The following is a 17745-nucleotide window of genomic DNA, read 5'->3' on the forward strand; positions in this document are numbered from 1 at the left end:
AATTACAAAAAAGACTTCCCGCTGGCCGGGAAGCCCCTTTTTATCTTTATTGCTTGAAGCCGAAATAACAGCTTAAAAGCTCTTGCCCTGTTTTATAAGACCCCCCGTAAACATGCATGAAACCTGGATTGTTGCATATCCGCTAATTTTATTCCCATAGCGCTTTACAAGGTAGTGGTACTTATCCTCTAAAACAGACGCATACGCTCCATCTGGCAGTCTAAATACCGCTCTTAGACCAGCGTCCGCCCCGTAAAAGGGGCGTTCATACGAGGATTGGGGGCACCTCCAACAAGCCGATTTTCACAATTTGAGTTGTATATAAATTATGAAAAGAGTACGAGTGTGTACACTCCTCCCCTTCTTGCCACTATTGAATCGCCCGTTGCCGATGTCTTTTATAATACATTAGAACAGTTACTATTGAGGCAAAAATAATCGCAGTATTTGCAGTGATTGTGCCAGTCCAGTTCATCGTTATCGTTACAAAAACAGCAGATGCCGCATTAAACATCGTGTGAAACAACACACACATGAATATACGGCTTTTGCCTGATACTTTGTAGACTGCTCCAAAGAAAAAACGGAAAGCCAAACATTGAACAGCAAACATCCCGAAGTTAATCAGCCCATCTCCATGATTCGTTCCCGGAATATAAAAAAGAGGGATATGCCAACAAATCCAAATTATTCCAGTAAATAAAGATGAGAGAAGATACCCGTACTTTTTATCAAGTATTGGTTGTAATATATACATCCATCCTGATTCCTCTAAACCGCCGATAATAAGGTTGCCAGGCAAAGATAGCAGAAACACATACAGAGGAAATTCTGTTAATGCGTGTCCCGAAACAGCAAGGTGTATGCCAAAATATATCACCAATCCGAACATAACAAATAAATAGGGATAAATATTGCTTTTTACATAAAATACGTTTTTCAGCCATCCTCTGAGGCTGGTGATTTGCTTGTTTTTCTTTAGTACAAAGTAAGATGCAATCCCCGGCGACAAAATATATATGGCAAAAGGGATGTTTGAAACAAATTGTCCAAATGTATTTGTAAAATTATAGACTCTATAACCAAACTGCCCCAAAAAAATAAGCGCACCTGCCGTTGCATAAGCAATGATGAATGTGACTACTGTAAATTGAATTGCAATCTTTTTATCTGTCATAAATTCACTCCTAATCTTAACAATTTGATGCACATATTCATATTGCATTTAACAAAGCATAAAGCCGCCCCAGCAAGGGGCGTCAATCCCAATGTATAAGTCAGCAGCACCAAGAACCAGTTTTGCACTCCACTTTATTTTTCCTCCGGCTCTTATTAAAGCTTCGTTCCGCATTTCGGGCAGTATTCAAAGTCCTCTTCGGTCTCATACCCGCAGTTTTCACACCGTTTCCGTTTCCATCCGGACACTCTGCGCCCAGTCTGCACAAGCGTTAAATCCTTTTCGGTTATATCCGGCTGTTCTCCATGGGCCAGACGCCTTCCCACCTCCTGATCCAGTTCATAGACGGTACTGCAGCATGACATCTGAACGTAATAATGCCGGTTCCATTTTATGATGGGAATGAAAAAGAGGCTGAAATAAGAGTAGGTCATAAAAACCTGATATCTCCCATAACCGCCGCACTGAGCGCAGATAACGGTCTTCGCGTATTCCAGCGCCTTCTTTCCCTGACTGATTCCAAAGACGAAAAACATAAAGAATCTCCTTCTCAAGTAAATTTATTTTATTATACCATATTTTATCTATTCTGCTATTAATCTTTACAGAAGACCGCCTTGAACTTTTACAGACAAACCATTTATAATAGGCGTAAATCATCACAGTCTGACATTTACAGGCCGTAAGAGGAGGAATTTGTCTTGAAAAAAATGATACTGGTAACCTCACCGCCGGCATGCGGGAAAACCTACATCTCGAAACAACTGGCAAAAAATCTGAAGCACGTCGTCTATCTGGACAAAGATACCCTGATCGTCCTGTCTAACCGCATTTTCGATGTGGCAGGTGTGGAACGCAACCGGAGTTCCGACTTTTTTGAATCCAATATTCGCAATTATGAATATGAGGCTATCATTAATATTGCCATGGAGGCGTTGGATTATGACGATATTGTCCTGATTAACGCGCCGTTTACCCGCGAAATACGGAACCCGGAATATATGGATCAGTTCCGGAAGCGGCTGGCAATGAAGAACGCCCGCCTGGAGATTATCTGGGTCGTCACGGCCCCCGAGATCTGCCATCAGCGCATGATACACCGAAACTCCAGCCGGGACACATGGAAGCTGGAAAACTGGGATAAATATATCAGTGGTGTGGATTTTTCGATTCCTTCAGCCATTGACCGGCCGGACAGTTCTGACGACGATCTTCTTTTATTCTATAACTCAACCGATCAGGAATACCAGGAATCTATGAAGAGAATTGTTGGAATACTGGAAGGGAATGGCTAAACAGAATAAACTGCCGGACAGACCCGCTGGATACAAGGAATCTCATCTCCATTCCTGTATCCGGCAGTCTGTCCGGCAGTTCATGCATCGAATCAATAGAATCCCGATGGATTTTCAGACAGATTAATCATAATGTTCTTCATCTGGGTATAATGCTCCAGAATAACCTTATGGGTCTCGCGGCCGATCCCCGACTTCTTGTAGCCGCCAAACGGCGCTCCGGCCGGAATCGCGTTATACGTATTCACCCACATACGGCCTGTTTCGATTGCACGGCAGACACGGACAGCCCGGTTGATATCCCGGGTCCACACAGCGCCGCCCAGACCGTACTCACTCTCATTGGCCATACGGATCACATCTTCCTCATCCTTGAATTTCATCACAACCGCCACCGGTCCAAAGATCTCTTCCTGCGCCACCCGCATATTATTTGTCACGTCTACAAGCAGCGTCGGCTTTAAGAAGCAGCCCTTTGCCAGTTCTCCATCCGTGATTCGTTCACCGCCGCAGGCTACCCTGGCTCCCTCCTTCTTTCCAATCTCTATGTAGTCCAGAATCTTATTCAAATGAGCCTCGTAGATCTGAGATCCCATCATCGTGTCCGCCTCCCACGGAAGGCCAACCTTCACGCTGTTAAACTTCGCCACAGCCTCTTCCACGAATCTGTCATAAATGTCTTCATGCACAAATACACGGGATCCGGCACAGCATACCTGCCCCTGGTTGAACAGGATTCCCAGCTGCAGTCCGTCCATCGCCATTTCCCATTTGCAGTCCGGGAAGAAAATATTTGCCGATTTGCCGCCCAGCTCCAGCGTGGACGGTATCAGTTTCTCCGAAGCCGCGCATCCTACCTGGCAGCCCACCTCGGATGATCCTGTAAATGCCAGCTTCCGGAAACCCGGATGCTCCAGCATATACTGCCCCGACTTTGAACCTCTTCCTGTCACAATATTAAAGACACCAGGAGGCAGAATTCCGTCGATCAGCTTCGCCAGCTCCAGCACGCTTAAGGAAGTATAGCTGGAAGGCTTAAATACCGTACAGCACCCTGCTGCCAGCACTGGCGCAAGCTTCCAAGCCGCCATCAGAAATGGGAAATTCCACGGTACGATCTGGCCCACAACACCGATCGGTTCCCTTAAGATCAGGCTCAGCGTATTCTCATCCAGCATGGACGCTTCCCCCTCTTCCGTCCTCACCGCTCCGGCAAAATAACGGAAATGATCGGATGCATACGGAATATCGATCGTCATGGTCTCTCTGATCGGTTTTCCATTGTCCAGCGTCTCCAAAAGAGCCAGTCTCTCCTTATTCTGATCAATCACATCTGCAATCTTTAACAGTGCATCCGCCCTCTCTGCAGGCGTCGTCTTCTTCCAGCTCTCCCACGCGGCCCATGCGGCATCTACCGCGGCATCTACATCCTCTCTCGTAGCTTCCGCGCATGTGGACAGATATTCCCCATTCGCCGGACAGTAAGATTTAAATGTACCGCCATCGGATGCGTCGACCCATTGGCCGTTGATGTACAGGTTATAGCTCTCTCTTGCTGCATTTTCCATATAACGTCTCCTTTCTAATAAAAAATTTGATGCAGAGCATTCTTCGCGGCCCTGCCGCACTCTTTTGTTCTGTCTCCAGTATAACAGCTTTGAAAAATAATGGCAACAATAGATATTTTATTCACAACTAATCGAATTATTTTTGTGTATAATATACATTTTCTGACAAAATTGTGTTTTGATCGTTAATTAACTATCAAAATATTTTTTAGACAAAAACTCTTATTACTGTATAAAGAGTCCGGCTCGCAGGACTCCCGTACTGGGGTGTGGTCGCTTCAGCGGCCATATTTCCATAGCGCGGAGTGCGCCTCCTGCCCGGAGGGCTTTTTGTGTAACAGGAGCACGTTTCTGCTGCACAAAAAGCAGGAGAATCGCCGAAGCCTCAAAGGCCCGGGCGATTCTCCCGCCATTTTCCTGTTACTATCTTTCTGTACTTACTTCTGAGCGACCATAAAAGGTGAGCAGGTATAATCCGCAGATTCCGACCAGCGCATACACGATTCTGGATATCCAGGACATGCTGCCGAAAAGGAATGACACCAGATTAAAATTGAAGAAGCCTACCAGACCCCAGTTTACCGCGCCGATAATGGCGATGGTAAGGGCTGTATAGTCCAATGCTTTGTTACCCATGGCACTACCTCCTTGTTGTGAGCACCCGGCGGCTGTTTTTCCCCGCCTGCGTGCGATAACTGCCGCCTCTCAGAGGAGAAAATGATTTCCTTTCTCATTGAAGTGGCTTTCTTTTTTTATTATGGGGAAGTTTTTGGGTTTTTATACACTTTGTACTAAATTAACAGACAATCCGCACCATCTGTCATTTTCCCAGATGGTCAATCCGTTCCTTTATTTCATCCTCTCGGCGGTTAAACAGAAGGCGTTCGTTATACTGGTAATATCTCTGACACTCATATTCCTGAAGGAATTTTATGCTGTAGTAATTCGTATTCAGTTCGGTGATAAACACCGCTATCTCCTGGCTGTCGCCAAAGGATATTTCCATAAAATCAAAGGCGTGTTCCAGCATGGCTCCGCTCTCGTCGAACCGTTTTTCATACTGCTCCCGCTCACGGCCAAAGTAAGATTTTACCGTCTCCCACGCCGCCTCCGAATTCGGTGCTCCCGCGAAACGAAGCTCTTTTTCATACTGCTCCAGAATCCGTTCCACATCCCGGTGCAGGTAATCACTCTGACGGTTTAAAAGTCCGGCTTCCCGCTTCTTTTCCCAGACCTGTTTAAATTCCTTTTGCACCACGAGGAGTCGTTCCTCCATATCTCCGTCCAGACTTCCTTCATGCAGCTTTTTTAACTCCGCCATTAAAATTTCCAGCTTTTCCGCATCTTTTACCACCTGCTTAAATCCGCTGTTCAGCTTCGAGAGCAGGAGGCCGATTACGCTCAGTTTCTCGTCAAACTGGGCACGTTTTAGCTTATTGCAGAGATTCTCCCGGATCGAGCCAGCTAAAATTTCATCGATCTGGTAATCATCCTGATATTTATAATAGAGTTCCAGGTAATTGGAGAAATCCTTGGCTATCTTCGGGTACTGGAGATACTGTCCAATCACCTCCCGATCCGCCTTTTTTCCAAGTTTTTCATATACTTCAATAAATCGTGATAAATCTTCCCAGCCGCGCGGAGTAGCAAACAGACGGCCATCCACCGTTGTCTCAATCCTGCAAAATGATTCCGGCCTCGCGTTCAGATAGGAGATTATGGCGGGATGGATCGACTGTTCATACGCATACTGCTTCCAAACCTCGTAGTCCGGCTCCACGTGAATCATTTTAATCCGGTCCAGGGTCACCACGTCAAAATCCCTTACGGATTTGTTGTATTCGGGCGGATTACCGGCCGCTGCAATGATCCAGCCTTCCGGAATCTGATGGTTTCCAAATGTCTTACACTGTAAAAACTGCAGCATGGCAGGCGCAAGCGTCTCCGAAACGCAGTTAATCTCATCGATAAACAGAATTCCCTCCGAAAGACCGGTCTGTTCGATTTTATTGTAAATGGATGCCACAATCTCACTCATGGTGTACTCCGTCACACTGTACGGCTTACCGCCATACTCTTTCTTAACGATAAACGGAAGTCCAATCGCACTCTGACGGGTGTGATGGGTAATGGTATAGGCCACCAGCCCAATTCCGCATTCCCGCGAGATCTGCTCCATAATCTGCGTTTTGCCCACACCCGGCGGTCCGATTAACAGAACCGGACGCTGACGGACAGATGGGATTTCATAGGCGCCGTACTCGTCCTTCAGCAGATACGCCTCAATCGTATCCTTTATCTCTTCCTTGGCTCGTTTTATATTCATAATTGATTTATTTCCTCCTCTGTCAGGATAATTTTCATCGCCCACGCGGGGACGGATACATCTTCATACTGCCCTTCCACAAAGACAAAAGCCGTGTCATAAGCGGGCATTCGGACAGGGTATATTCCCTTTCCGTCGGTAAAGTATAAAAGCCCCTTGAGTTTCTTAAATTTCCCCTGATTCATCAGTCCATTCACGTATTCAAAGGCCGGCCGGAAATCAGTTCCGCCCAGTCCCGATATAGTAAAGTTCTCCATATAGGCCTTCATTTCGTCCTGGCTGGTAATCGTCTCATCAGACCGGATCATCTCATCGCACTGTATGATGTGGATATTGATTTTCCGGAAATAGCTCTCGGATTCACAGAGCACGGAATACGTCTCCTCCAGGAACCGCCGCACCAGCTCCCCGGAGCAGGACATCGAAGTATCCACCACGATCACAAAGTCTTCAATGCGGTGAACCTCCTTCGATTCCAGCGGTTCAATCAGCGGCATATTGCCGTATAGCTCCATTCCATACGTATAAAACACGTAGTCGAAGGAATCCTGGTCTACCTCGTTCTCCTCACGAAGTACGGAAAACCTGCGCAGAAACTGCTTATAATCATACCGCTCCCGGTTTTCAACCCGCACAGCCTCCAACAGGCTTCTGGAATCCTCCGCGTCCTTCTCGCCGAAGGATTCCATCTCCGTCTGCATCTTCTCTCTGTTATTCTGCCACTTATTCTGGCGCTCCTGGCGGATCCTGGGATCTTCTTCCCTCTCCCAATGGTCATGGCTATCCACGTAAAACTCTGCCGCCATGCGCTCGTATTCCTCTTCGGTTAAATCCATGTCCTGAAGCGACTTATAGATGCCCTCCGCCGTCAGAACCCGGAGCTTTTCCTTCAGCTTCGCGTATACTTCTCTCCGGTAAACCGACTGATGGCGGTAAACGTTCTTTACATAAAATTCATCGATGATGGATTCTATGGCAATGTCACAGGCCAGATTCCAGTACGGGACCGCCCGTTTTCCCCGCGTTTCCATATGGCCCAGCAGGCAGTGGAATACCATGTGAAGAAAGGCCCGGTTAATCAGGACCCTTCCCCGTTTATACATACTCATCAAATGCTCCGGCTGGTAATAGATGAGAAATCCATCCGTTGCCACTCCGCGCCCTGCGCGGTCCGCCAGAAATCCAAGGCTGCTTAAGGCCACGTCCAGATAGCGAAAATTTAAATACAGTTCATTTCTGGAATTTGTCAGAATATCGTGGCATATCTGTACTTCTTCAAGTTCGTCGAGCTGCTGCTGCCGCAAAGGATCTATCATATGGCTTCACCTGCCTTTCTTTTTATTGATTTATTGCTTTATTGTTTTGTTGCTTTATTGTTTTCTTTCTGTCATTTCCCTGCTTTACATGCCTACAGCGAAAATGTCCGTTTTTTTGCCGGGAAACGCCGGTGGCGCAGATCCATCAGGCCGCTCAGTACCTCCGTCTCACCTTCCCGGCCGGCCAGTTCAATCATCTCATCCAGCGTTTCCTTCCGGTCCGCATAATGGACCGCCAGCCAGGAATAAGTTTCCGTGTCTCCCGCTGCCAGTGCACATTCCGCGGCCCCACCCATGTGTTCCCTCAGATACTCCTCATACGCCCCTCGATGCGGTTCCATCAATTCCAAAGGATACTTAAGCCGCCCCATAACAAGGGAGCAGACGACCCGCTCCGGCTCCTGAACTTTGATATGGGGAAACAGCGCATCGTATTTAGAAAAACGGAATTCTGTCTGCTCGAAACAGTAGCGGTACATGTGGCCGCATCCATGCATTTCCCGCATGATGATGCGGGCGGGTGTATTTTCCACGGATTCCTCAAACATTTCCGGGAATACCAGTTTTGCCTGGAGAGCTGATTTTGCAGGTGGTGAGTTTAATTCCGATTCTGTATAATAGTTTACATAAAGTTCCTGTCTCAATTCTGATATCAGTTCCTTAAAACAGGAACGGCGGCCCGGAACAATGTGAATATCCATACGTCTGATGCTGGCACTACCGGTAAACAGGCCGGACCCTACATCTTCGATCGTACTATAGCACCGGATCGTATTCAGTTCAAAACAGTTATAGAATGCGTAGTTGCCGATTTTTTTAATCGTCCGCGGAAGAATGATTTCCTTTAAGTGGCCGCAGCATGCCACCGGCGGCAGCTCGACAGCCTCGGGACTGGAGGCATTCCTCCCCGCATCCATTCCGTTTTGTGCATTCCCTTCGGCGTCGGCCAGCAGAATCTTTCCCGCTGCCTTTAACATTTCCCGCCGTCCCCATCCCTCGGAAAATGCGTATGCCGCCAGCTCTGTCACCGGTTTTCCATCTATTGTCTCAGGAATCTCGACCAGGCCGTCATAGCTTCTGCAGCCGAGTATTGCGATTGCTTCGTTCTTTATCTGATATAAAAACATGAACAGACGTCCTGCCTTTCTGTTATACGGATCTATTGTATAACAGATGAATATAACAGAAACGAATCAAAATTGCAATGGATAAATTTTCTCTTGACAAACAAAAAAGAAAGGTATAACCTAAGAATCATAAGAGCAAATCGAACTGCAATGACGGAACCAGTACCCATTCTTAGAGCGTGTTTGAAAATTGCTTTCTGTCAGATGTACATCGCATTTTGTGGGAGCTCTGTTCCGAATGAACGCGGCGTAGTGGGCTACGTTAAGTGAATTCGGGGCAGATCTCCCGCGAAATGAGGCGTGCAGATGGCAGGAATGAATTTTCAAACACACTCTGATGCGAGACAGAGAAAAACGGCATACCTGCTGAAAGCCGTTTTCCGTACAGAATGGCGAACACCACTCCCGAGCACCGTCAAACCAATGGCGGCGTATCTTCTGCGTTAAGGAAGCAGTGTCTCACGTTTGGACACGAGTGAAAAATCAAGGTGGAACCGTGCATCCGACATTCATGCACCCTTGGACAGGATTATTCTGTCCAGGGGTGTTTTTTGTTCTTTTCAACAGTCAAAAACCCCGCCGCAGTCGCCAAATGGACGCGCCAGCGTGTCCGTTTGGCTCGTTGCCCGCGGGAATAAACAAATGTGGATTGAAACAATCACGTCTCACGAAAAAGCATCATAACTCTCAGAGTATAAGGAGGATCATCATGAAAGTAACTTTAAAAAATGGAGAAGTAAAAGAATTTGACAGCCCGCTGTCCGTCTATGAGATTGCGGCATCCTTAAGCGCCGGCCTGGCAAAAAAGGCGTGCGCCGCGGAGATCAATGGAACCCCGGCGGATCTGCGTACCATTGTATCCGGAGACTGCGGGCTTACGATCCTGACCTTTGAAGACGAAGGCGGCAGGGCGGCCTTCCACCATACCACTTCCCACATTCTGGCACAGGCCGTCAAAAGGCTGTTTCCGGAGACTAAGCTGGCCATCGGGCCGTCTATCGCCGACGGATTTTACTATGACTTCGACCGCCCGGAACCATTTTCTCCGGAGGACTTAGAAGCTTTGGAAGCGGAAATGAAGAAGATTGTCAAAGAAGACTTAAAACTGGAGTATTTTACGCTTCCGCGTGAGGAAGCCATCGCCCTCATGAAGGAGAAGGATGAGCCTTACAAGGTTGAGCTTATCGAGGATCTTCCGGAAGAAGAAACCATCAGCTTTTACCGTCAGGGCGAATATACCGACCTCTGTGCGGGGCCGCATTTAATGACTACTGGTCCTGTGAAGGCATTTAAGCTGACATCCATCGCCGGCGCTTACTGGCGCGGTGACGAGCACAATAAGATGCTGACCAGAATCTATGGCACATCGTTCCCCAAGGCCTCCGATTTAGAGGCATATTTAACCAGAATTGAGGAAGCGAAAAAACGTGATCACCGGAAACTGGGAAAAGAACTGGGTCTGTTTACAATCATGGACGAAGGCCCGGGATTTCCATTTTTCCTGCCGAAGGGCATGGTGTTAAAAAATGCGCTGACAAACTTCTGGCGTGAGATCCATGAGCGCGAGGGATACGTGGAAATCGCTACTCCCATCATGTTAAACCGCTCTCTGTGGGAGACTTCCGGCCATTGGGATCATTACAAAGAAAACATGTATACTACAACCATTGACGATACGGAATTTGCAATCAAACCCATGAACTGCCCAGGCAGTATGCTGGTTTACAAATCCCAGCCGCGTTCCTACCGTGATCTGCCGCTGCGCATGGGAGAACTCGGTCTGGTACACCGCCACGAAAAATCCGGCGCGCTCCACGGCCTTATGCGGGTTCGCTGCTTCACACAGGACGACGCCCATATCTACATGACACCGGATCAGATCACCGATGAAATCAAAGGCGTGGTACGCCTCATCGACGAGGTCTACAATATGTTTGGCTTTAAATACAACGTCGAACTTTCCACCCGCCCGGAAGACAGTATGGGCAGCGACGAGGATTGGGAGATGGCGACAAACAGCTTAAGAGAAGCGCTGGATGAGATGGGATACGACTATATCATCAACGAAGGCGACGGCGCCTTCTACGGTCCGAAGATCGACTTCCACTTAGAGGACTCCTTAGGCCGCACCTGGCAGTGCGGTACCATACAGCTTGATTTCCAGCTTCCACTGCGGTTTGAGGCAGAATATACAGGTGCGGATGGCGAGAAACACCGCCCAATCATGATTCACAGAGTACTGCTGGGCTCCATTGAGCGTTTCATCGGCATTCTGATCGAACATTATGCAGGAAAATTCCCGGCATGGCTGGCTCCTGTTCAGGTAAAGGTGCTCCCAATCTCCGACAAGAATGCGGCATATGCAAAAAATGTATACGATGCCTTAAAGAAGAACCACATCCGCTGTGAGATCGATGAACGCCCTGAAAAGATCGGCTACAAAATCCGCGAGGCACAGCTTGAGAAGGTTCCGTATATGCTGGTGGCAGGAGCGAAGGAGGAGGAGAATCATACGGTGGCAGTCCGTTACCGCGATTCCGGTGAAAATGTCACCATGACACTGGATGAATTTACAGAAATGCTGAAGAAAGAGATTGAAGAAAGAGATTAAGAACGAAAGTAAATAGGCAGGGAAAACGGGGCTGATATCATCGCCTCGTTCTCCCTGTTTTCTTAATCGCTCAATGTCGGATCATAGTACGCCCCTGTATCGTCCAGTTCATACCCGTCAGGCGTGACAGTATTGGTCATCATGGCCCCATCCGGTCCGGCGTAATACCAGCAGAACCAGCCTTTCAGCCACTGATTTACAGCCATAACACCGTCTTCTCCAAAATAATAACGTTTTCCCTTATCCATCAGCCAGGCACTGCTTACAAAGCTTCCATCGCCCTTCTTATATTTCCACTGGTCATTTTCCTGTATCCATCCTCCGTCTATGGTCCCATCTTCCCTGGCGTCCATAACATAAAAGGTTCCCATGTTCACGGCGGCTCCGCTGGGTACTACAACAATTAACTGGGCCTTTCCGGCGTTTTTTGCATGGTACCGAATTGTATTGAGCCCTTCCTCATTCAGAACAATCTCCGCTGTTATGACGTTCATGTCGGTGGTTCTGATCGTGGCACGGCGCACCCAGCCACTCTCAGATTTAGTTAGAATCATTTCCCCGTCAGTCCCCGCCATGACAGTCGTCCCATCGTATAAGAAGGCTCCCGCCTCCTCTGAACTGATCTCAAAATACTCCCCCGTTGTCTCAATACCGTACGCGTTTACCGGTGCCATTGCTATTACTGCCGTGAGCAGCAATACCGCAATGCATTTTCCTTTTTTCATCATAAAATCCCTCCTAAACAGATATGAAAATAAACGTTACACTCATTACTCTGCCATAATTATACCACGATTCAGGAGTTATTGAAGATGATAACAGAAAATAGTTATTTTTTTACTTTATTTATCTCAAACATATCGGCGAGCAGCAGCCAGTTTGCCCGGAAAAAGTTCATTATCTGCCAGTAGCCGGCGCCTGATAAGTCAAATTCTTTTATCAGATCAAATTTGGCCTTCAGGCTTCGAACGTCTTCAAACCATACTTCATGCTGAACGCCAGACTGCCAGTACCGGAAATACGGCGTCATTGCCGTCTCATCAAACTGTATAGGCACACCGTGATCAATGGCAATTTCAACGGCCTGTAGGTTATTGATTGTCTCCGCCTTTGTCACCCCACGCTCGTAGGGAAGCGGCCAGTCATAGCCGTAGTTGGGAATTCCCAGGCTGATCTTTTCCGCTGGTATTTCCGTCAGGGCGTACTCTACTACACGTCTGACCATATTGATCGGGGCCACGGCCATGGGCGGGCCATATGTATAAGCGCCAACAATCCTATGGTATCAAATTATAAAGGAAAGAAGGGGGAAAATGGACAGAACAAATGAACTATGTTTCGAGATAATTGAGAGATATCAGCGACATGCCCAGGCTGCCAGAAATGCAAAGTATCAGGAGACCCGCGATATGGCCGAGATACTCCTCAACATGGATATTTCTGCCATGTGGTTCTTAACACAGCGCACACCAGACACCAGAAGCCGACTGGTATAACGTTGTACGATGCACATATAAAAGTCGTCCAGGTATGGGGATTGGGATATACCTAGACGACCTAAGAGAAGGGTTGACAAAAGAATTATATCACTATATACAAATAAATCAACACCATTTTATACTTTATTGCAATTTTACACAAAATGCGGCCGCCAATACAGCTAAGCCGCAAGTTAGAAAAGCAAAAACGCAATTATTATAGCGCGCGTATATCATTTTGTAAAGAAGAAATTTATTGTATCACATTTTCTATATGCAACATATAATGATAGTGGAGATGGAGATGTGATGTATACCTTAATTTAATTTTTCAACAACGGTGGTAGGCTGTGCTAACTGTCATTTTATGATTTTTATCCTTTGTAAAATTCACCGCATTAAGCCGATTGGATGTGTATAACAATCTGATATAGCCCCGGAGCAATCTGGGGCTTTATTGTCTTGCCTTTCTTCTATCATATCATTTTAGGTGTCTCTACTACTGATCACCTATACATGAATTACACACAAAAACCGCTCAGTGTATGGGGATACTGAGCGGTTTTACATGAATACTCTTCTGATACGCCAGAAAAATATATGAAATAATACGAGCGAATTTATTATATCATTTCTGTGACCTTCTGGCAAGAGGTGTGTTTTAAAAATCGACGGTCGTGAAGCACCATTAGAAGTAAGGAGGCCCAAGCGGACCACCTATATTATGCCGAGGAGGCAGGGCGGAACCATGGGGTAGCTGCCGCCCGTTATTGTTCATCACAAGCCTTCAAAAATATTTTTATTAATTCTAAGGCATATTTTTTCTTATGAATACTGCATTTGCTCAAAGCATCGATAAGCGCTTGTTGCTCTTCTTCACCATTAAAGGTGGGGAAAATTTTCTCATTATTTCCGAAGATTAAATAGTCTATAGATATATGAAGACATTCTGCAATACTAAGTATTGTATTAATCGACATTCCACATGTCCCTCGCTCGATATCTTGATAGTACTTATATGACCGTTCAATCTTCTCAGCCACTTCTTCCTGGGTCAATCCCATTATTATCCGTTGTCTCCTAATTCTTTTTCCCACCATCATCGGATCATATCTTTTCAACTATTTTCCCTCTTTTACAGTAAAGCATAAAATACTGATTACAATTTATATATCAAAGCACAGTAGTAGTATGGCTTCAATTACAAATTTTATAACATACAGATCATGTTTTCAGGCGGCCCAAGCGGACCGCCCTTTTCTTACCACTCAAACTGGCAGCGGAATTTTCTGCCGTGAGATTCCTACAGCGCTTCGATAAACTTTTTCACGCCCTGATATATCTCCTTGTACGGCAGCCCCTCCGCCATCAGCGTAGCCAGATGCAGCTCCACCACCGTTTCCAGTGATTTTAAGTGCATCAGCGTCCTCTGGTATGCCTTGTCCCTCCCGCCGCTCTCTATGCCTAATCTGCGGTTTATGAGCTTGGTCAGTGACACATAATACCGATCTGCGTGCTGGCTCCCCTGTGCCCTTGCGTACTCTACAAAGAGTTTAATCTGATCTGTCTCAGCCTTGCGTACTTCTTTAGTCTCCTGACGGATTCCCAGCCACTTTGCATCTTTTTCAGTGGCGATGTAGTAGCCGTTCTTTTTGATGGACTGAATAACATCATAAACCCAATCATAAAAATCCCCAGCAACCTTTTGCCTGGAATACCTACAGATTTCGTATATTCCTTTTTCGGGATACATATAGGCTCTTTCGCCATTCCTGTAATGTGGATTTGACCCCTGCAAACTGAGGGGGTCAACTTTTACGCTCATGGTGTCAAGTCGGTCATGGTGTCTGTTATGTATGTCTTCTATACCTTTGCTCGGATTTTTATACTTCAAGGCATAACCAATCTGCGTTCTACTCATGAAAATATTTCCCTCTTTGTCAGTATAAAAATCACATTTAGTCCCTAAAAAATCGCCCTGTTTAACAAGTCTTAGTTTCATAAAATATACCTTCCTTTCAATTTAAAAAGCCCCGGGATTCCTCCCAGAGCTTCAGTCATATCATTATTCTGTTGTTTGCTATTCCACCCACTGCACCTCAAGATTGCCCTGTGCACGGTTATTCGTTACCATCAGCGCCCCATATGTCTCCATATCAGCCTTTGACGGGTTAAGCATGTACGCAAGACTGCCAATCACAGCGTATCCAGTAACCATATTTCCGGCATCGTCTACATAGAACCACTTATTCTTATACTTAATCCACCGCGCTTTCTGCAACTCCCCGTTAATTGTAAAATGCCAGTTACCGGCGCCGTCCTCGAAGCTCTTCACCTCGTCCACCTGTCCGTGAATCCTCAGGCAGAAGTCCGTCCATAACTCTGGGCTGTCCATCATCTTACGAGGGCACCACTTCCGCTTCGCATCGTAGTGCCGGATTACCCGATCAGCAGGGATCCCCGTCTCCTGGATCAGATGTCTCACCAGATCCACGCAGTTAAGCCGCGCCTTGTCATAATCGCTGTCCGGATTAACACATATCTCGATATTGATCGTGTTGTTGTTATTGACTCCGGCCACCAGCGGCGTACCGTACTGCTTGCCGACAGCCCATGCTCCGTCTGTATGGTTGAGTGTCTGGTAGATTGCTACATCGTCAACGTAGTAATGAACCGATGTAGCCAGATTGCCATTATTATGCGCCCTGGAATGAGCGGCAGCCCCGGCGCCACGGTTAAAATTATCAGTCTCATGGATTACGATGTACTTTGGGTGATTCTGGCTTGCATAGCAATTGATCTGCTTGATCTGTTTCGTAATAGGTATCATAAATCCTCCTTAAAGAAAAGGGCCCAGAATCCCAGGCCCTAAAAAGTTGTGATATTGCAACCGTTGCGATCTAGCAACAGCTCCAGCGCTCACCCTGCCGGCCGGGAGATAAGCGGATCACCTCCTTAAGCGGCTCCACTGTCCAATTCCGGCAATCCTGCTACCGAGGTAAGCAACGACAGCACCCCGGCCAGTACCGACGCACTGATTACCATAGGGACATTTACATCACCAAGCGCAGCAGCTGTGCCGATCGTTGCGACTGCGGTCTGCGCCATGGTCTTGACTGCCCTAATTCCTGCGGCCTTAATCCATCTCTTTGTTTTCTCACTCATATCAAAATCCTCCTCTACTTAATAAATACAAAATACCAGCCGCCACCCCTGTTCCGATGGAGCTGGTAATTGATGTAAAAAATGTTTTTTTAGTATTCGACCATTGCTTTGCCGGTTCTTTTTCCAAAATTTCTACTTTGTCTTTTAATTCTGACACATTCTCATTTGTATATTTCACCTCACCAATCAACTCCACCATAGTCTTAGACATTGTATGGATCTCATTGATAACCGGCTTCAGATCATCTATCTGGTGAGTATTACTCTTTGATCGCTCTTCGACTTTTGTCAAACGCTCAATGAACTCCGTTTCAATCACATATGGCACCGTCCTTTCAAAATAATTTATATCGCGGCCTCTCCTCACCCCACCACCAGTACCGCAGCCAGTCGTCCAGGACGATTCCAGCCAAGCTTACCGGCAGCCACAGAAGGCAATACTGCGGGCAGATCTGGCCAAGTATATTACCAGACAGCCCGCTGTAATCCCAGATATTCCAGCCCAACCACAGGTTGACTATGCAGCCGGTCAGGAACTCCAGAACGGTTATGGTGGCCATGCCGATCAGGATCTGCTTCCACAGCGCCATGCTCCATGGCAGGATCTCATTGATCAGCCCCAGGCAGATAAAGCAAGTCCCACCCAGAAGAAACATGGTCCAGTGGCTCCGACCACGCCAGACAAGCTCCAGAGCCACATACAACAGACCGCCGGTAGCCATCAACACCAGGTACTTACGCAGGATCAGCGCCATCTGCATTACCTCCCGCAATTGCAGCGATCTGCGTCAAGTATGACTGCAGCACCTCTGACTGGTATGCCGGCGGGACATCTGCACCGTAAAAAATGGCCTGGACCTCTTCCACAGTCTGACAGCCGGAGATCCACATATTAATCGCGTTACAGTAGGTCGTATGGTAACTTACGTGCCACATGGCTGCAGTAATGATAGCCTGCATATCTTCCGCGCTGTAAAAACGGCACGGCTGGCCGTCTGCATGATACTCAATTTGAGCAGCACCAGAGGTTACCTGAATCTGCTTACCAAAGAGATTAAGCTGGTCTTCGATCGTCAGCGCGAAATGATCGGTACTGCCATCTGATAGTGGAACATTCACGCCCTGATAGATAATCTGCTGGCAGGCTACGGATATCTCCCGGCGTTTTGCGGCCTGCAGCTCCTCCAGTGTTGGAATATATGGCTCCGGCGGTTCTCCCGGTCCCTCTGGCGTCTCTGGTGCTGTGTAGACGCTTCCATCGTTAGACAGGTACACAGTATGGCCCTCATCACGATACACTGTTTCATAACCTGTCAGGGTAGTTGCTTCCGTGCCGTCGTCTGTATAGATGGTGATATTCCCCCATACAGATGGCATGGTATCTGGAAATACAAGCTGCATGACATTTTCCGATACCGGACGGATCGATTCGATCTCAAAAAGAGTCTCCTGATTTCCAATTCTGATTTTTTCCATAATTTTTACTTCCTTTCTTGATTTTTTGTATATAAAAAGGCCCTTTTCGGGCCAGAATTTTCATTTTTATGGTGTTGACTAAATGATATAGTGATTTAGCTGGTAAGGCTGATATCAACACACTGCCAAAGACGGTACATACCTCAATTACTGGTACTGGATCTGATTATTATGATATATCTTGTCCTGGCATTAAATACGGTGCC

At 46.9% G+C, this 17745-nt stretch carries 20 protein-coding genes and 1 pseudogene; 4 read left to right on the top strand and 17 right to left on the bottom strand.

Translation table 11 applies throughout. From position 1 onward, the window contains the following. Positions 1-370 precede the first annotated feature (370 nt). Positions 371-1177 (bottom strand): CPBP family intramembrane glutamic endopeptidase, encoded by an 807-nt coding sequence (locus tag H8S75_RS28370; RefSeq protein ID WP_187024384.1) that lies wholly within the window; start codon positions 1175-1177, stop codon positions 371-373. Between the two features lie 155 nt (positions 1178-1332). Continuing rightward, positions 1333-1713 (bottom strand): zinc ribbon domain-containing protein, encoded by a 381-nt coding sequence (locus tag H8S75_RS28375; RefSeq protein WP_187024385.1) that lies wholly within the window; start codon positions 1711-1713, stop codon positions 1333-1335. 174 nt (positions 1714-1887) lie between these two features. On the opposite strand from H8S75_RS28375, the gene H8S75_RS28380 reads away from it, so the two are divergent. Then, positions 1888-2472 carry a P-loop nucleotide/nucleoside kinase family protein gene (locus H8S75_RS28380; protein ID WP_432764207.1) on the top strand — a complete coding sequence of 195 codons (585 nt, stop codon included), beginning with the start codon at positions 1888-1890 and terminating at the stop codon, positions 2470-2472. Positions 2473-2564: 92 nt separating this feature from the next. On the opposite strand, the gene H8S75_RS28385 is transcribed toward H8S75_RS28380, so the two are convergent. The 6 genes from H8S75_RS28385 to H8S75_RS33455 form a co-directional block, all read right to left on the bottom strand. Further along, complete coding sequence (locus tag H8S75_RS28385; protein ID WP_187024387.1) at positions 2565-4040, bottom strand: aldehyde dehydrogenase family protein; 1476 nt, start codon at positions 4038-4040, stop codon at positions 2565-2567. A 423-nt stretch (positions 4041-4463) separates the two neighbouring features. Next, positions 4464-4676 carry a DUF378 domain-containing protein gene (locus tag H8S75_RS28390; protein ID WP_002605301.1) on the bottom strand — a complete coding sequence of 71 codons (213 nt, stop codon included), beginning with the start codon at positions 4674-4676 and terminating at the stop codon, positions 4464-4466. Positions 4677-4860: 184 nt separating this feature from the next. After that, entirely contained in the window at positions 4861-6366 is a 1506-nt protein-coding gene (locus H8S75_RS28395) for an AAA family ATPase (RefSeq protein WP_187024388.1), read from the bottom strand. After that, entirely contained in the window at positions 6363-7682 is a 1320-nt protein-coding gene (locus H8S75_RS28400; protein WP_187024389.1) for a vWA domain-containing protein, read from the bottom strand. Before H8S75_RS28400 ends, H8S75_RS28395 begins: the two co-directional genes overlap by 4 nt. Before the next feature lie 92 nt (positions 7683-7774). Continuing rightward, positions 7775-8809: a leucine-rich repeat protein gene (locus H8S75_RS28405; protein WP_187024390.1), complete on the bottom strand. Its 1035-nt coding sequence runs from the start codon at positions 8807-8809 to the stop codon at positions 7775-7777. A 120-nt stretch (positions 8810-8929) separates the two neighbouring features. Further along, the gene (locus H8S75_RS33455) at positions 8930-9142 is read right to left on the bottom strand and encodes a DUF6783 domain-containing protein (RefSeq protein WP_349769008.1); all 213 of its coding nucleotides are present in this window, start codon (positions 9140-9142) and stop codon (positions 8930-8932) included. On the opposite strand from H8S75_RS33455, the gene H8S75_RS33660 reads away from it, so the two are divergent. Together H8S75_RS33660 and thrS are read left to right on the top strand one after the other, a co-directional pair. Then, positions 9125-9256 (top strand): hypothetical protein, encoded by a 132-nt coding sequence (locus H8S75_RS33660; RefSeq protein WP_432764208.1) that lies wholly within the window; start codon positions 9125-9127, stop codon positions 9254-9256. The genes H8S75_RS33455 and H8S75_RS33660 overlap by 18 nt on opposite strands. Before the next feature lie 262 nt (positions 9257-9518). Then, positions 9519-11420: a threonine--tRNA ligase gene (gene thrS / locus H8S75_RS28410; RefSeq protein WP_187024391.1), complete on the top strand. Its 1902-nt coding sequence runs from the start codon at positions 9519-9521 to the stop codon at positions 11418-11420. A 62-nt stretch (positions 11421-11482) separates the two neighbouring features. Here the strand turns inward: thrS and H8S75_RS28415 are convergent, their stop codons facing one another. Further along, positions 11483-12148, bottom strand: coding sequence for a hypothetical protein (locus tag H8S75_RS28415; protein WP_187024392.1), 666 nt, complete (start codon positions 12146-12148; stop codon positions 11483-11485). Positions 12149-12249: 101 nt separating this feature from the next. Then, a pseudogene (locus H8S75_RS28420) lies at positions 12250-12684 on the bottom strand (glycosyl hydrolase family 18 protein); the annotation flags it as partial. A 49-nt stretch (positions 12685-12733) separates the two neighbouring features. Here H8S75_RS28420 and H8S75_RS28425 point away from each other — a divergent pair. Beyond that, positions 12734-12916 carry a GNAT family acetyltransferase gene (locus H8S75_RS28425; protein ID WP_187024393.1) on the top strand — a complete coding sequence of 61 codons (183 nt, stop codon included), beginning with the start codon at positions 12734-12736 and terminating at the stop codon, positions 12914-12916. 749 nt (positions 12917-13665) lie between these two features. Here the strand turns inward: H8S75_RS28425 and H8S75_RS28430 are convergent. From H8S75_RS28430 to H8S75_RS28460, 7 genes are all read right to left on the bottom strand, one after another. Then, positions 13666-14019, bottom strand: coding sequence for a helix-turn-helix domain-containing protein (locus tag H8S75_RS28430; protein ID WP_243270501.1), 354 nt, complete (start codon positions 14017-14019; stop codon positions 13666-13668). Between the two features lie 182 nt (positions 14020-14201). Continuing rightward, positions 14202-14900, bottom strand: a complete 699-nt coding sequence (locus H8S75_RS28435; RefSeq protein WP_187024394.1) for a BRO-N domain-containing protein — start codon at positions 14898-14900, stop codon at positions 14202-14204. Between the two features lie 78 nt (positions 14901-14978). Next, the gene (locus H8S75_RS28440; RefSeq protein ID WP_187024395.1) at positions 14979-15728 is read right to left on the bottom strand and encodes a peptidoglycan recognition protein family protein; all 750 of its coding nucleotides are present in this window, start codon (positions 15726-15728) and stop codon (positions 14979-14981) included. A gap of 125 nt (positions 15729-15853) precedes the next feature. Then, complete coding sequence (locus H8S75_RS28445) at positions 15854-16063, bottom strand: holin (protein ID WP_187024396.1); 210 nt, start codon at positions 16061-16063, stop codon at positions 15854-15856. A gap of 1 nt (position 16064) precedes the next feature. Beyond that, entirely contained in the window at positions 16065-16382 is a 318-nt protein-coding gene (locus H8S75_RS28450; RefSeq protein WP_055649381.1) for a hypothetical protein, read from the bottom strand. Positions 16383-16398: 16 nt separating this feature from the next. After that, complete coding sequence (locus H8S75_RS28455; protein ID WP_055649239.1) at positions 16399-16818, bottom strand: putative ABC transporter permease; 420 nt, start codon at positions 16816-16818, stop codon at positions 16399-16401. Next, the gene (locus H8S75_RS28460; RefSeq protein ID WP_187024397.1) at positions 16799-17539 is read right to left on the bottom strand and encodes a DUF4376 domain-containing protein; all 741 of its coding nucleotides are present in this window, start codon (positions 17537-17539) and stop codon (positions 16799-16801) included. The genes H8S75_RS28455 and H8S75_RS28460 overlap by 20 nt, the downstream gene beginning before the upstream one ends. Between the last annotated feature and the right edge of the window lie 206 nt (positions 17540-17745).

The sequence above is a fragment of the Hungatella hominis genome (assembly GCF_014288005.1).
Lineage (GTDB): Bacteria > Bacillota > Clostridia > Lachnospirales > Lachnospiraceae > Hungatella > Hungatella effluvii.

Excerpts from the sequence above, each read along its gene's own strand:
- H8S75_RS28425 (WP_187024393.1), top strand. The coding sequence starts at position 12,734 with ATGGACAGAACAAATGAACTATGTTTCGAGATAATTGAGAGATATCAG.
- H8S75_RS28440 (WP_187024395.1), bottom strand. The coding sequence starts at position 15,728 with ATGATACCTATTACGAAACAGATCAAGCAGATCAATTGCTATGCAAGC.
- H8S75_RS28375 (WP_187024385.1), bottom strand. The coding sequence starts at position 1,713 with ATGTTTTTCGTCTTTGGAATCAGTCAGGGAAAGAAGGCGCTGGAATAC.
- H8S75_RS28405 (WP_187024390.1), bottom strand. The coding sequence starts at position 8,809 with ATGTTTTTATATCAGATAAAGAACGAAGCAATCGCAATACTCGGCTGC.
- H8S75_RS28370 (WP_187024384.1), bottom strand. The coding sequence starts at position 1,177 with ATGACAGATAAAAAGATTGCAATTCAATTTACAGTAGTCACATTCATC.
- H8S75_RS28455 (WP_055649239.1), bottom strand. The coding sequence starts at position 16,818 with ATGGCGCTGATCCTGCGTAAGTACCTGGTGTTGATGGCTACCGGCGGT.
- H8S75_RS33660 (WP_432764208.1), top strand. The coding sequence starts at position 9,125 with ATGAATTTTCAAACACACTCTGATGCGAGACAGAGAAAAACGGCATAC.
- H8S75_RS28380 (WP_432764207.1), top strand. The coding sequence starts at position 1,888 with ATGATACTGGTAACCTCACCGCCGGCATGCGGGAAAACCTACATCTCG.
- thrS (WP_187024391.1), top strand. The coding sequence starts at position 9,519 with ATGAAAGTAACTTTAAAAAATGGAGAAGTAAAAGAATTTGACAGCCCG.
- H8S75_RS28445 (WP_187024396.1), bottom strand. The coding sequence starts at position 16,063 with ATGAGTGAGAAAACAAAGAGATGGATTAAGGCCGCAGGAATTAGGGCA.
- H8S75_RS28415 (WP_187024392.1), bottom strand. The coding sequence starts at position 12,148 with ATGATGAAAAAAGGAAAATGCATTGCGGTATTGCTGCTCACGGCAGTA.
- H8S75_RS28400 (WP_187024389.1), bottom strand. The coding sequence starts at position 7,682 with ATGATAGATCCTTTGCGGCAGCAGCAGCTCGACGAACTTGAAGAAGTA.
- H8S75_RS28390 (WP_002605301.1), bottom strand. The coding sequence starts at position 4,676 with ATGGGTAACAAAGCATTGGACTATACAGCCCTTACCATCGCCATTATC.
- H8S75_RS28460 (WP_187024397.1), bottom strand. The coding sequence starts at position 17,539 with ATGGAAAAAATCAGAATTGGAAATCAGGAGACTCTTTTTGAGATCGAA.
- H8S75_RS28395 (WP_187024388.1), bottom strand. The coding sequence starts at position 6,366 with ATGAATATAAAACGAGCCAAGGAAGAGATAAAGGATACGATTGAGGCG.
- H8S75_RS28385 (WP_187024387.1), bottom strand. The coding sequence starts at position 4,040 with ATGGAAAATGCAGCAAGAGAGAGCTATAACCTGTACATCAACGGCCAA.
- H8S75_RS28435 (WP_187024394.1), bottom strand. The coding sequence starts at position 14,900 with ATGAAACTAAGACTTGTTAAACAGGGCGATTTTTTAGGGACTAAATGT.